At 68.6% G+C, this 13,779-nt stretch carries 7 protein-coding genes and 1 tRNA gene; 4 read left to right on the top strand and 4 right to left on the bottom strand.

All coding sequences use genetic code 11. The features are described from left to right. Nucleotides 1-6 precede the first annotated feature (6 nt). Nucleotides 7-9,363, bottom strand: coding sequence for a fatty acid synthase subunit beta domain-containing protein (locus ACIG5A_RS09890; RefSeq protein ID WP_397239779.1), 9,357 nt, complete (start codon nt 9,361-9,363; stop codon nt 7-9). Between the two features lie 388 nt (nt 9,364-9,751). Between ACIG5A_RS09890 and ACIG5A_RS09885 the strand changes: the two genes are divergently transcribed. Together ACIG5A_RS09885 and ACIG5A_RS09880 are read left to right on the top strand one after the other, a co-directional pair. Next, nucleotides 9,752-9,833 (top strand) — tRNA-Leu (locus ACIG5A_RS09885). Between the two features lie 337 nt (nt 9,834-10,170). Next, a complete protein-coding gene (locus ACIG5A_RS09880; protein ID WP_397239778.1) occupies nt 10,171-10,425 on the top strand; it encodes a hypothetical protein in 255 nt (84 codons plus the stop codon). Nucleotides 10,426-10,819: 394 nt separating this feature from the next. Here the strand turns inward: ACIG5A_RS09880 and ACIG5A_RS09875 are convergent, their stop codons facing one another. Next, nucleotides 10,820-11,296, bottom strand: a complete 477-nt coding sequence (locus tag ACIG5A_RS09875; RefSeq protein ID WP_397239777.1) for an Lrp/AsnC family transcriptional regulator — start codon at nt 11,294-11,296, stop codon at nt 10,820-10,822. A 115-nt stretch (nt 11,297-11,411) separates the two neighbouring features. On the opposite strand from ACIG5A_RS09875, the gene ACIG5A_RS09870 reads away from it, so the two are divergent. Both ACIG5A_RS09870 and ACIG5A_RS09865 read left to right on the top strand, forming a co-directional pair. Continuing rightward, complete coding sequence (locus ACIG5A_RS09870) at nt 11,412-11,957, top strand: RBBP9/YdeN family alpha/beta hydrolase (RefSeq protein ID WP_397239776.1); 546 nt, start codon at nt 11,412-11,414, stop codon at nt 11,955-11,957. An 81-nt stretch (nt 11,958-12,038) separates the two neighbouring features. Beyond that, nucleotides 12,039-12,200: a hypothetical protein gene (locus tag ACIG5A_RS09865; protein ID WP_397239775.1), complete on the top strand. Its 162-nt coding sequence runs from the start codon at nt 12,039-12,041 to the stop codon at nt 12,198-12,200. A 57-nt stretch (nt 12,201-12,257) separates the two neighbouring features. Here the strand turns inward: ACIG5A_RS09865 and ACIG5A_RS09860 are convergent, their stop codons facing one another. Beyond that, complete coding sequence (locus ACIG5A_RS09860) at nt 12,258-12,941, bottom strand: GntR family transcriptional regulator (protein WP_397239774.1); 684 nt, start codon at nt 12,939-12,941, stop codon at nt 12,258-12,260. Nucleotides 12,942-13,002: 61 nt separating this feature from the next. Beyond that, nucleotides 13,003-13,725: an aspartate/glutamate racemase family protein gene (locus ACIG5A_RS09855; RefSeq protein ID WP_397239773.1), complete on the bottom strand. Its 723-nt coding sequence runs from the start codon at nt 13,723-13,725 to the stop codon at nt 13,003-13,005. Nucleotides 13,726-13,779 lie beyond the last annotated feature (54 nt).

The following is a 13,779-nucleotide window of genomic DNA, read 5'->3' as shown; positions in this document are numbered from 1 at the left end:
GGGAGCCTACGACCTGTCTTGCGCGCTTGCGCCGCAACCCCATCCGTCGGCGCGGTAGGCGCCGTTGCCCGCCAGCCGTGCGTCGGGCGAGAGCAGCACGTCGGCCTCCAGTTGCCGAATCTGCTTGGCGGGCGTGCCATCTCCACCGAGGCGGCGATCGGCGGGGCGCTCGTACAGCGGCGCGCCGCCGCACATGGCCTCGACGAAACGCTGCCGTCCGGCAAGCTGACGCTGCTGTGCCCTGCGCTGGTACTCCTCGCGCCGCTGCGGGTCGATCGCCTCGAGGAAGGCCTGCGGATGGACCAGCGCGACCAGACCGGAGACGTGCCCGAAGCCGAGCGAGGTGAGCAGACCGGCCTTGAGCGGCAACCGATCTCCGAACCGCAGGGGTTCGCGCGCCCACACCAGGTGCGGGTAGGCCCGCATCTTGTCGTCGACGCAGTCCAGGCTCCGGTTCGGCGGAATCACGCCCTGTTCCAGCACCTGGCACAGGCCGATCAGCTGGAACGCCGCGGCGCCGCCCTTGGCGTGCCCGGTGAGGCTCTTCTGCGAGACGACGAACAGCGGGTTGCCGTCCGTGCGGCCCAGCGCGCCTGCGAGGCGCTCGTGCAGCTCCGACTCGTTGGGATCGTTGGCGGCGGTGGAGGTGTCGTGCTTGGAGATGACCGCGATGTCATCGGGGCCGACACCGAGCTTGCGCAGTTCGGCGGCGAACCGGGATTCGCGCCCGCCACGGCCCGCGCCGAGCGCGCCGAGGCCGGGCGCCGGGATGGAGGTGTGCACGCCGTCGGCGAAGGACTGCGCGAAGGCGAGCACGCCGAGCACCGGCAGGCCCATCTCCAGCGCCACGTCACCGCGGGCGAGCAGCACGGTGCCGCCACCCTGCGATTCCACGAAGCCGCCGCGACGGCGGTCGTTGGCGCGGGAGAAGTACCGGTCGCTGATGCCCTTGGCGCTCATGGCCGCCGAGTCCGCGGTGGCCGACATGTCACCGAAGCCGACGATGCCCTCGATGCCGAGATCGTCGTAGCCGCCGGCGACCACCAGTTCGGCCTTGCCGAGCCGGATCTTGTCGACGCCCTCCTCGACCGAGACCGCCGCGGTGGCGCAGGCCGCCACCGGGTGTACCATCGCGCCGTAGCTGCCCACGTAGGACTGAACAACGTGTGCCAGCGCCACATTCGGCAGCGCCTCCTGCAGAATGTCGTTCGGCCGCGGCTCACCGAGCAGGTTGTCGATGTAGAGCGAGCGCATCGAGGACATGCCGCCCATGCCGGTGCCCTGGGTATTGGCCACCAGCGAGGGGTGCACCCAGCTCATCAGTTCGGCCGGGCTGAACCCGGAGCTGATGAACGCGTCGACGGTGCAGACGATGTTCCACAGCGCCACCCGATCCACCGAGGCGGCCATATCGGCCGAGATGCCCCAGATGGTCGGATCCCAGCCGGTGGGGATCTGGCCGCCGACGGTGCGCGACAGCTTGGCCCGGCGCGGCACCCGAATCTCGGTGCCCGCCTTGCGCGTCACGGTCCAATCTGTGCCAGCTCCCGCCCCACCGCCCCCACCGGAATCGGCGACCGGGGTGATGATCGTCTGCTCCGGGTTGGCGGCGTGGAAGGCCCGCGCCTCGGCCTCGCTGCCGACGGTGAACGACAGGTCCTGATCGAGGAATACCGACGTCATCAGCGGCGCGGTGTTGTCGGTCATGGCGCCGTCGTCGCCGTAGCGGCGCACGCCGCAGCGGGCGACCACGGTGTCGTGATAGCGCTCGGCCAGCTCGGATTCCGGTACGTAGTCACCGGATTCGGTGTCGTACCAGCCGGGCTTGGGGTCGTTCTCCCACTGCACCAGGCCGGTGGTCCAGGCGAGCTCCAGAACGCCCGCGGCGGAGAGCTTGTCGTCGACCTCCATCTCGAACCGGGTGCGCGCCGAACCGTACGGGCCGAGTTCGCCGGCACCGACGATGACCACCATGTCGGCGAGATCGGCGGTGACACTGCCCCATTCGGGCACCGGCAGCGCCGAGGTCATGGTCGGCGGCGCGGGCAGCGCGGAAATGGTCGCGCCCGTTTCGGTCTCGTCGGCCTCGGCATCCGCGGCCTCGGCCGCCTGCTTGGCCAGCGCGGGCAGGTCGAGCTTGGCGCGCGCGAGTCCGCCGGTGAGGTCGATCTGCTGCGGGCCGCCCGCGGTCACCTGACGGGCGCGCAGGGTGCACCACTTGAGCAGCTCGTCGGCCATCTCGAGGGTGGACCAGGTGTGCACACCGGCCTTTTCGACCGCGGCGACCATCGGATCGTTGTGGCCCATCAGCCCGGTGCCGCGCACCCAGCCGATCAGCGCGTGCACCAGGGTGACCCGGGTCGACCACGATTTCTCGGCCCGCCACTTGGCGACGACCGCGTCGAGCGCCGCCTTGGATTCGCCGTAGGCGCCGTCGCCGCCGAACATGCCGCGGTTGGGCGAACCCGGCAGCACCACATGCAGTTTCGCATCGACGTCGTGGTCGGCGCCGATCTTGGACAGGCCGCCGATCAGCCGCTCGACCGACCAGAGCAGTACCCGCATCTCCATTTCGGCGCGTGCGCCCGCGTCGGCGAGATCGCCCGCCACCCGCGGCGCCGCGAACGGCAACAGCAGGGTCGGCGTCATCGCGTCCTTGGTCTTGACCTTCGCGCCGCCCGCGTTGTCGACCTGCTCGCTGCCGACCCAGTCGATAACGGCGTCGACATCCTGGTAGGACGCCATGTTCGCGGGGACGACCCACAGGGCCGCGCCGTGGCGGGCGTTCTCGCGGTACAGCTTCCGGTAGAAGCCGAGCCGCTCGTCGTTGAGCCCGGAGGTGGTGACGACCACGGTCGCGCCGCCGCCGAGCAGCCGCCCGGTGACCGACGCCGCGATGGAACCCTTACTGGCGCCGGTGATCACGGCGATATCGGAGGACCACTGGCCCGGTTCTTCATCGCTCAGCGCCGCCTCGGCGATCCGCGCGAAGACACCGGCCAGCACCGAGCGCGCCTCGTGCTTGGCCCGCTCCCGCCACCAGTTCGCCTGCGCGGCAACGGCTTCGCCCGCGCCGAGATATCCGGTGACCGGCAGCTCCGCGGTCTCGGCGTCGTCGCCGAGCCACAGGCGGGCCAGATCCTCGCGGGCGGTGGCCCAGCGGTCGTCGATCAGCACGGCCTTGCGCGCGTCGAACGCGGGCGCGACCAAACGCGGCCAGTCCGAACCCAATTCGGCCGAGACCAGATCGACCAGCGAATCCTCGCTCGCCTCCGGCGCGGACACCTTCTCGGCGAGGCCGAGCTGTTCGAGCACCACCCGCGCCGCGGTGGCGAGCACGCCGTCGCGACCGGTGATCTGCTCGGTGAACTCGCCGAGCGCGGCCGCGTCGACGGTGGCGCCGTTGCCGCCGCCCGCCGAGGGCAGCGACACCGCGATACCGCGCCGCGCCGCGACCGACTGCACCGCGGCGTCGATGGCGGCGTCGACCGAGGCGCCGTCGCCCAGCGCGCCGGAGACCAGCCCGCCGAGATCACCGCCGCGCACGCTGGCGCCCTCGCGGGTGCCGAGCGAGACCTCGGCAGTCACGTGGTTGGCCCAGCCGTCGCCGAGCTCCCACACCTTCTTCACCCGCTCGGCGATGGCCGCGGGGCGCTTGCCCGACGGGCCGAACACCTTGCGCAGGTGATCGCCGATGGCATCGGAGAGCACGGAGCCGAACGGCTTGTAGGTGCGGGCCAGGCGCTCGACCGTCGCGGACAGCGCACCCATATCGGCGTCGGCCGCGCCGTCGATGGCGCCGAGTGAGAGCTCGGAGCCGAGGTCGACGAGCAGCTGGTTACGCCGCGAGGAGACGCCGTCGCACAGGCCCTCGATGGTATCGACCGGGCCGATCTGGTCCAGCCGCAGCTTGGTCCACAGCGCGATGAGCACGCGGGTGGCGTCGGCGGCGGTGAAGGAGATGTCGTCCGGGCGTGGACCGCCGGTGGGGGCGGATGGGGCGACCGGTGCGACCGCGGGTGCCGCTGCGGCGGCGGGGGTTTCGACCGTCGGCTCGTCGATGGGCTCGTCGGCGTGCGCGGGATCGGTGTCGGTCGAGTAGACGACCGCGGCCTCGCGCTCGATGTTGAGCACCTCGACGGTGGCGGTGCCGAACGCGGGCAGCTTCAACGTCTGGCTGGCCAGGTTCGCCACGGTCGGCGTCGCACCCAAACCGATTTCGATGAACCGCTCGACGCCGAGGCCGCCGTGCGCGGCGTCGGTGAACAGCAGATCCTGGGTCTCGATCCAGCGCACCGGGCTGGCGAACTGCCAGGCGAGCAGCTCGATCAGCACCACCCGGCACAGTTCCGTCGGGCGCGCGGCCCAGTCGTCGAAGTCGGCGAGCACCGCCTGCAGCGGTTCGGACGGCACGAGATCGGCGATCTCCTGCACGAACGCCCGCTCCAGCGAGAACGGCCTCGGCACCAGGTTCGGAATGTAGCGGCCGACAAGGACTTCCGGGTGCAGATCCTCGGGCAGCAGCTGCTCGAGCTTGTGCCGGAACTCCGGAACGCCCTTGCGCAGCACCGTCGAATGGAACGGCACATCGATGCCGGGCACCAGGATGAAGGCACGCTTGCCACCGTATTCGGCACGGCGGCGGTCGATTTCGGTCTCCAGCGCCTCCAGCCCGGCGACCGTGCCCGCGATCGCGTACTGCGAGCCGCGCAGGTTCAGGTTCACGACCTCGAGGAACTCGCCGACCCGGGCGCCGACGCCGTTGACGAAGTCGACGACCTCGTCGTCGGGCAGGCCGATCTGCGAGGGCCGGATGGCGGCCATCCGGTAGTCGCTGCGGCCCTTGTCATCCCGCGGCACCAGCTCGTGCATGGCGGAGCCGCGCTGGAACACGACCTCGAGCACGGCCTCCAGCGGCAGCACACCGGCCACGGCGGCCAGCGCGTTGTACTCGCCGACCGAATGCCCGGCCAGCATGGCGCCCTCGACGAAGGCGCCCGCCTCACGCAGCTCGGCGATCTGGGCGACGCCGAGGGTCGCCATCGCGACCTGGGTGAACTGGGTCAGGTGCAGCACGCCGTCCGGGTGCCGGTGCTCGACGCCGCGCGCCTTGAGGTAGGTGGGGTTGTCGCGCACCACGGCCAGGATGGAGAAGCCGAGCGCCTGGCGGGTGTGCTTGTCGGCGCGATCCCAGATCTCCTTGGCGGCCTTGGAGCGGGTCCGCGCGTCCAGGCCCATGCCCTTGCGCTGGATGCCCTGACCGGGGAAGGCGTACACGGTCTTCGGCGCGGCGGTGCGGCCGGTCGCCGTCATCACCAGGTCGCCACCGACCCTGCAGGACACCTCGACGATCTCGCTGCCCGCGTCGACGGCGATCCGCTCGACCCGCACATCGACCTGCGCACCCGGGCGGACCATGCCGAGGAACCGGGTGGTCCACGCGGTCAATGTCCGTGCGGGGACGGAGCTTTCGGGATCCACCGCGGACACCGCGTGCTGCGCGGCGGCCGAGAGCCACATGCCGTGCACGATCGGGCTGCCGAGCCCGGCGAGCTTGGCGGCGTTGTCGCTGGTGTGGATCGGGTTGTGATCACCGGACACCGCGGCGAAGGCGTTCATGGTGCGCGGCGCGGTCATCGTGACGTCGCGACGGCGGCGGCGCGGGGTGTCGGTGGCCGTCGGCGCGACCGAACCGGCCGCGCGCGGCGGATCGGTCAGCTCGCCCGCGCCGTTGCGGCCGCGGATGGCGAAGCGCTCGGTGAGCGTGGCGACGGTCGGCATCGACATCCCGGTTTCCGGCCGGTCGAGCATGCCGCTGATCCGCACGCGCACCTCGACGACGCGGCCGAGATCGGTGTCGAGGGTCTCCCCCGCCTCCGCGCGGACCGCGAGAACGCTTGCCCCGGTGGGAAGTTCACCCGCCAGCTCGATCTGGTGATCGAGGTGGACGAGGTCGAGCATGCCCTCGATGACGCTCTGGCCCTGCGCACTGCGCGCCGCGCCGAGCACCGCGAACACGGCGGGCCAGCAGGCGCCGACCAGCACGTCGGGCACGGTGCGGCCGAGCGTGCTCAGTGTCGACGGCAGACCCGAGCCGGTGACTCCGGCGTGGTCGGCGCTCAGATCCGGCGTCCAGGCGATGTTCAGGTGGGCGATCCTGCCCTTCACCTCGGGCAGCGCCTGCCCGGCGGCCACCGCGAGCAGCGCGGACATCGCGACGTCGGCGTCGGCCTCGCTGATCACCGGCGCGCCGCCGTTGTAGGTGGACACCGGGACGGTGATCCGGATGCGAACGACGTTGCCGCTCAACAGCGGAACGGTCAGCTCGACATAGGCGTGATCGGCCTCGGGACCCTGGGTTTCGACCAGGGTCGCACCGCTCGGCGGGTGCACCGCGCCCTTGCCGTCGACCGTCCACTCGGCCAGCTCGCCGAGGCGGTGCACCGGATTGATGGTGGTGCGCCCGGCCCAGTCGACGTCCGGCGCGGCGAGCACCGCGTCGATCGGTCCGGTGGTCACGCCCGCGGCGCGGCGCGCGTCGATCGCGACCGGCACCACGCCCGCACGCACCAGCGAGTAGGCGGCGTCCTGTTCGAAGCGGTCGAGCAGCTCACCGACGGGCTCGTCGACCCGGGTGATGCCGGCGACGGCCACCGTGCCGGGGATGACGCACACCTGATCGGCCGAGTAGCGCGGATCATGGGCCTGCCACAGCGAATCCGAGCGCCACCAGCGGCGCACATCGCCGTCGACGACGGGCACGAAGTTCACCGGCTTGCCGGGGGTCTTGCAGAGCGCGACGAAGAACGGCACGTCCGCCGGGTGCAGCAGGGTCTGCGCGGCCGCCGGGTACTGCTCCTTCAGCGCGCAGAGCGCCTCGACCGGGTTCTCGAAAGCCTCGTCGGTGGCGAACAGCGTGGCGATCTCGCCGCGGTCGGCCGGGTTGAGCCGGGATTCGGTGCGGCGCATCATCTCCGCGAAGCGGTCGCGCCAGGTGATGTCGAGCCACACCGAGCGGGTGGCGTCGAGGAAGGCGTCGCCGAGATCGCTGCCGCAGTCGAAATCCTTGCGGCGTTCCAGGCCGACAGCGAGCTCCACATAGCGCTCGAGCCAGTCCAGGTAGGTCATGGTGACCAGGTCGCCGAAATACGGCTTGGCGGTGGCGTTCAGCGCCTCGATGATCTCCGCGCGCCGCGCGGCGACCGCATCGGCGTCACCGGCGACCTCGTCGAGCAGGCGGCCGGTGCGCGAGGCGGCGTTGTCGATCTCGTGGATGTCGGCGCCCAATTGGCTACGGCCCGAGGCCATTCCGCCGTTCGCGGTGCCCGCGCCGACCCAGTCGGGGGTGCCGGGGGTGTCGACGAGCAACTGCTTCACCTCGGGCGCGGTGGTGGCCTCGAGCGTCGCCATGGCGGCGGTGCCGACCAGCACGCCGTCCAGCGGCATCACCGGGTAGCCGTGCGGGGTCGCCCACTCACCGGTGAGGTATTCGGTCGCGCGCTCGGGGGTCCCGATGCCGCCGCCGACGCAGACCACCACATTGGCGCGGTTGCGCAGTTCGGCGTAGGTCTCGAGCAGCAGGTCGTCCAGGTCTTCCCAGGAGTGGTGCCCGCCGGCCCGGCCGCCTTCGATGTGCATGATCACCGGGTAGTCCGGCACCGCGTCCGCGATGCGCAGCACCGCGCGGATCTGGGCCACCGTGCCCGGTTTGAACGCCACGTGCGAGATGCCGACCTCGGTCAGCTCCTCGATCAGCGCGACGGCCTCCTCCAGCTCCGGAATGCCCGCCGTGACGATAACGCCGTCGAACGGCGCGCCCGCGGTCCGCGCGCGCTGCACCAGGCGCTTGCCGCCCAGCTGCAGCTTCCACAGGTACGGGTCGAGGAACAGCGAGTTGAACTGCACCTCGCGGCCCGGGTGCAGCAGCGTCTTCAGCTCGGCCACCCGGTCGGCGAAGATCTGCTCGGTCACCTGGCCGCCGCCGGCCAGCTCCGCCCAGTGGCCCGCGTTCGCGGCCGCCGCAACGATTTTCGCGTCGACGGTGGTCGGCGTCATACCGGCGAGCAGGATCGGCGAGCGACCCGTCAGCTTGGTGAACGCCGTCTCCACCACGATCCGGCCGTTCGGCAGGCGGACCGGGCGCGGCGCGAACGCCGTCCACGGCGCGGCCACCTCGGGGGCGGCGCCGGGGGTCAGCAGGCTGCGCTGCCCCGCCCGGGTGGCGGCCGCGACGATGCCGACGCCCGAACCCTTGAGCGAGCCCGCCGTGAGGCGGCTCAGCAGATCACCGGGGCCGAGGTCCAGAATCCATTGCGCGCCCGCGGCGATGGTGCCGTCGACGATCTCGACCCAGTCGATCGGGTCGACCAGGATCTCCTGCGCGAGCGCGCCGGCGAGCGCCGCATCGATACCGCACTGCGCGGCCCAGCCGGACACCAGATCGACGGTATCGGCCAGCGCCGGATGATGGAACGCCACATCGACGGCGACGTCCTCGAAGACGGGGGCGAATACCGCGCCGCCGCGCACCTTCGCGTCGCGCTCGCGGGTCTGCGCGTCGTGCAGCTGAGCGCAGTGCTGACGCACGCGCTCCAATTGTGCTGGCGCGCCGGACAATACCGCGCGCCTGCGGCCGTTGCGGATCGAAACCACCGCCGCGGCAGCGGGATCAACGCCCACCGACACCTCGGCGACAACGGCGCGCAGCCGCTCGGGATCGACGTTCGATACGGCGACCATCGGCGAGCGCTCGCCCACCGGCATCAGGCCACGCCGACGCGCAACCAAACCGGCTGCGGCGCCGATCAATTGAGCGATGGCCAGCAGCTCGGCATCGCGCCGCCCCGCGGCTTCGACCGCGGTCGCGGCCAGGCGGCCCTGGGAATGGCCGATCACGGCGGCCGGTGCGTTCTTCGTCGTATCGAGACCCTGCAACCGCAGCGCCCGCATCGCCGCGATCTGGGTCAGCAGCACGCCGGGCATCGACACGGCGGCGGAGCGCAGCACCTGCGCCGAGGGCGCGGCAGAGGTCTCCCCCTGTTCGGTGTCGACAAGTTCTTGTTCCAGCATCCACCCGATCGGATCGAAACCGACCGGTCGGACCACCAGCAATTGCGCCGCAACGGGTTCCAGCAGCGCGGCCGCCTCGTTGACCAGCGCGGTCAGCTCCGGCTCCAGCGCACTGTCGCGCCCGATCTCTTCCAGCTCACCCAGCCACTGCGCACCCTGGCCGCCGAACGCGAGCGCATACGGCGTTCCGTTCAGCAAACGATCCAAGAGCGGCGAACGCACCCCACTGCCTTGGGCCCCAACCACCTTCGCGCTACGTCCGGTACCGGCTTCGGTGCTCTCGTTGATCGTCAAGACGCTTCGACTTCCTTCTCCTGGCGACATGCCCTGCGGGGACACGCCGCTCCCTCCGGGGCGCAGGCGCTCCTCAGCCCTATGGGCCGATACCGGCGAGGATGGCACAAAATCATGAGGAAAGCCTCACGTTTGCCCCCCAGTCGAACCGCTACCCTCGAGTATTTACGTACGTGCGTACCAGAATGACCAGAAACATGACCCCTCCTCATGTTTGAACGCGCTGGTCCACTCGGTTACCAACGCGTAAGAAACATGAGCTCTCCTCATGTTGCCAGTTATCAAATCGTTATAATCCCTGGTAGGGTTACTGGCGAGTACGCCACGCCCGCCCGGTGCTTCGCGATGTCGGTTAAGCCCGGTAGAGTTTGGACGGTCGTACCATCAAGCGCGAGTGGCGAAATTGGCAGACGCGCCAGATTTAGGTTCTGGTGTCCACGGACGTAGGGGTTCAAGTCCCCTCTCGCGCACACATTCGTGGCGTATGCGCCACATCTGACGGACCGGTGTTCGAGTGCACTCGAACACACAGAGGTTAGCTGTGGCGATACCGACTCCCTTGCGAAAACTTCCGGCGCCTGCGCCGGATTCGACGCCGCCGGGTGGTCCCTCGCTCCAGGGGCGGAGGTGGCCGCGGTGATCGGAGTCATCGTTCCGCCTCAAGCTCCCTTCAGGAGTTGATCCACGGCCCTATCTCCCATCCCGTCCCGGTGCGGACCGCCAGCGATGACGTCGTCTACGGGATATCGACCATCGGAGAGGGCCGGTCGCATCCTGGACCGGCAGCTGCTCGCTCGGCTCGGGTGGATGCCAGAGACTCGCCTGGACATGCGCTGCGACAAGCACGGGATCCTCGTCCTCGGCCCGGCGCCCGACGGCGTCGCCGTCGTGACCAGAGACGAGTTCTTCCGGATCCCCTACCGCGTCCGGCGCCGCGTCGGCCTGTTCATCGGAGACCGTGTGCTGCTCATCGGTCGCCGGTCCAGGAATCGGCTTGCCATCCATCCGCCTGCCGCGATGGACGAGCTGTTCGATGTCACTCTACGGTTGCTGGAGCGGTGACGGCGATGACCAATTCTCCTATGTCATCGAATACCGCGACCGCGGACACTATTGCCGCCGCGCGGTTGCTGCTGGCGCAGATGGGCATCTCCCCCGCCGACCTGGTTGATGTCTGTGCCGTCGCACCGACGTTCGCCGAGGTGATCCCGACGGTGCGGACAACCTTGAGCAGAGGCACGCTGCGCACCTACAACACACACTTCAAACGCCTCGAATCCGAATGGGGCCCAAGACATCTGAATGAGCCATCGAAGACCGAACTCGAAGCGGTGACACGAACGGTGCGGGCAACCGCACGAAGCAATCGGGCCTCACGCTGCCGGACACCCTGGGCTGGCCAATTGGTTCGGCCAGCCCGGTCAGCGGCAATTGAGTGCGTATGCCGGGTGCCGCGCTAGAGGAGGTTCGGGGTATCCGGCCGTGGTGATACAGGTTTGGTTTCGTAGGTCCGCAGGACCAAGGAGGTTGTGACTGGACCGTACCGGGCGACAGCGTCGACAATCTGCTCGAGACGCTCAGAACTGACGGCGAACACGTCGATGAAGAAGCAGTCCTCTCCGGTCAGCCGGTAGACGGTCGTGATCTCCGGGACTTCCGCGAAATGGGCCAGGGCGGCGGCTAGGTGGGCATGGGTGGTGCGTAGCCGGATGACAGCGTGCAGATTCAATCCCAGTGCGGCCGGGTCGACCACGGCGCGGTAGCCGGTGATGACACCGGATTGTTCGAGGCGTTTGATCCGGGCCGAGGCCGCGGGCTGGGACAGATTGACCCGGCGACCGATTTCGGTGACCCCCAGGCGGGCCTCGGTTTGCAGCAGTCCAAGGATCGCCCGGTCGGTCGCATCCAATGGAACCATGGTGTGTGCGCTCATCTGCCTTCCATTCATCAGTCTGCCGTGACAGCGACCGATGAATCACACAGAGTTGTCGATCGAAACGCCCGCCCCACCCCGACCCGGGGAATGAAAGGCAACGATAGTGCACCGATTGATCGTTCCCGGCATCGACGACTCCGACGCCGATCACTGGCAGAGCCACTGGCAAACCGAATGGGGCACTGCGGCATCACGAATCGCTCCCGCATCGTGGACCGAGCCCGATCTCGAGAACTGGCTCGATGCGCTCGACCGCGCCGTCGACGCCAACGATTCTCGGGAGACCGTGATGGTCGCGCACAGCCTCGGCTGCCTGGCAGTCGCCGAATGGCTGATCCGCCGCAGCCCCCGCAGTGAAGCGGTGATCGGCGTATTTCTCGTCGCACCCCCGGACAGCGGCTGCGCGAACTTCCCCACGGCCGCACGCGGATTCGCGCCGACCACAACCCTGCCGCTGCGGCTGCCCGGTGTGGTGGTGTCGAGTGACGACGACCCCTACTGCACCCCAGCCACAGCATCTGCCCTGGCGGCCGGGTGGCGACTGAACCACACCGCCATTCACGGTCTCGGCCACATCAATTCCGCCAGCAACCTCGGTATCTGGCAAGACGGGCGCGACCTGTTCACCGCGTTCACCGCAGGACTCGGCCATCATTAGACACGCTGCACGAGCAGCCCTCAATGCGCTACCAAGTGCACGATATCCGCGCTCCTGCCAGGCTTGGGTGCGGCACCAGCGATGTTGCGGTCGCCCGAGTACATGCGTGCCCTGATGACGTCGCCATACGGCGTGCGCTCCGTAGTCGAAGCCGACCAGTACATCGAGGCACGAATGTTGCGCCAGGAACGGTTCATCTTTCCCTTCACATCGACGCGTCGAGTTGACCGACATTGTTTATGACTGGGACGCCACGTCAGCCACGCGCATCAATAGAACTTCACGCTATCTAAGGCGGCGTTATGCCGTGGTGCCGAACTCGTCGGCGTCGAACAACTCGCCGATAAGGCCACCGAGGTAACGCTGATGCCTGGCGGACAGCTTCGCCGCGTCCTCGCTGTTACCGGCCGCGCACAGTTCGATCAGCGTGTCATGGTGGTCGATGGTGTCTTGGCCGCCGAGCAGGCTCGAGAACTTTCGGTAGTAGATTCGGTGAATCTGGGGGTGCACTTGGTGGATCAGCCGTTTGAGCAACGGATTGGCGGCGGCATCGACGATGACGCCGTGCAACCTGTCGTCGGCCTTGAGCGCGGCGGTGATGTCTTCTTTCCGGACGGCGTCGGCGAAGTCTTTGTTGGCTGCGCGCATTGTTTCGATCATCGCGTCGGTCAAGTTCGGAACCGCGGAGGTGACAGCGAGATGGTCGAGCGCTTGGATAACGGCGAGGGTGGTCTCGACGTCATTGCGGTTGAGGGGGGTGATACGTGTGTATGCGGCGGGTTTGGACTCGACCAAACCCGTCTCCACTAGACGGGCGAGCGCCTCGCGAACCGGAGTCCTGCTCAGGCCGAGATACTCGGCGAGTTCGCTGTCTTTGATCTTCGTGCCAGGCGCAAGCTCTCCGGTCACAATCGCAACGCGAATACGGTCGAATGCAACGTCACTCATCCTGGTCCGCTCAATTGGCCTACCTTCAAGTAACATATTAGATACAGTACTCTGCACATCGGATGGTCGGAACCCGCGAGGGACCATCTCACTGCGTTCACTGGACACGGCTGTCACCCAAGGAGGTTTGCGCCAGCAGCGCACGCACCAGAACGGTCGCCGGATCGATCACCGGACAGGGCGCAGCGGCCGCGGGCAGACCGAGGGGAATTTCCGTGCATCCGGCCACGACCAACTGCGCACCGCGTGTCACCAGATGGTTCGCCGCCGCCGCCAGCCGATCGGTTACCCCGGATCCACGATCCCCGCCTTTGACCGCACGGATTGCCGGCATCACATGGTTCGATTGCACGTCCGGGCTCGGTGCGAGGACGTCTATGCCATAACGCGACAGCCACTGCTCGTACAACTGCGCACGGACGGTTCCGGAGGTGGCCAGCAGCCCAACGGTGCACACCGTCGGCGACATCTCACTGATATGCCGCGCGACCTGATCGATCATGTGCACCAGCGGCATACCCAGCTGCGAGGCGATAGGCGGCAGGAAGGCGTGCGCGGTGTTGCAGGGGATCGCGAGCAAAGTTGCCCCGGCCGCACGCAAGACCTCTGCACCACGCAACAGCCATGGAGTGGGATCGGGGCCGTTCTCGGTCAGCGCGAGAGTGCGGTCCGGGACGGTGGGATCGGCCCAGATCACAACCTTCGGATGCTCCTGATCGATGCTCCCAGGGGTCAGCGAGACCAGTTTGGTGTAGAAGTCGGCGGTTGCGGCCGGTCCCATCCCACCGAGTATTCCGATGATGTGTTCCTGCGTGCCCATTCACGTAAGCCCTATCCCAGTGTGATTCAAACGGGTTGATACGAGGTGCGCAGT

Source organism: Nocardia sp. NPDC052566 (genome assembly GCF_044547285.1).
GTDB lineage: Bacteria > Actinomycetota > Actinomycetes > Mycobacteriales > Mycobacteriaceae > Nocardia.
This window is presented reverse-complemented; position numbering and strand designations above follow the sequence as displayed.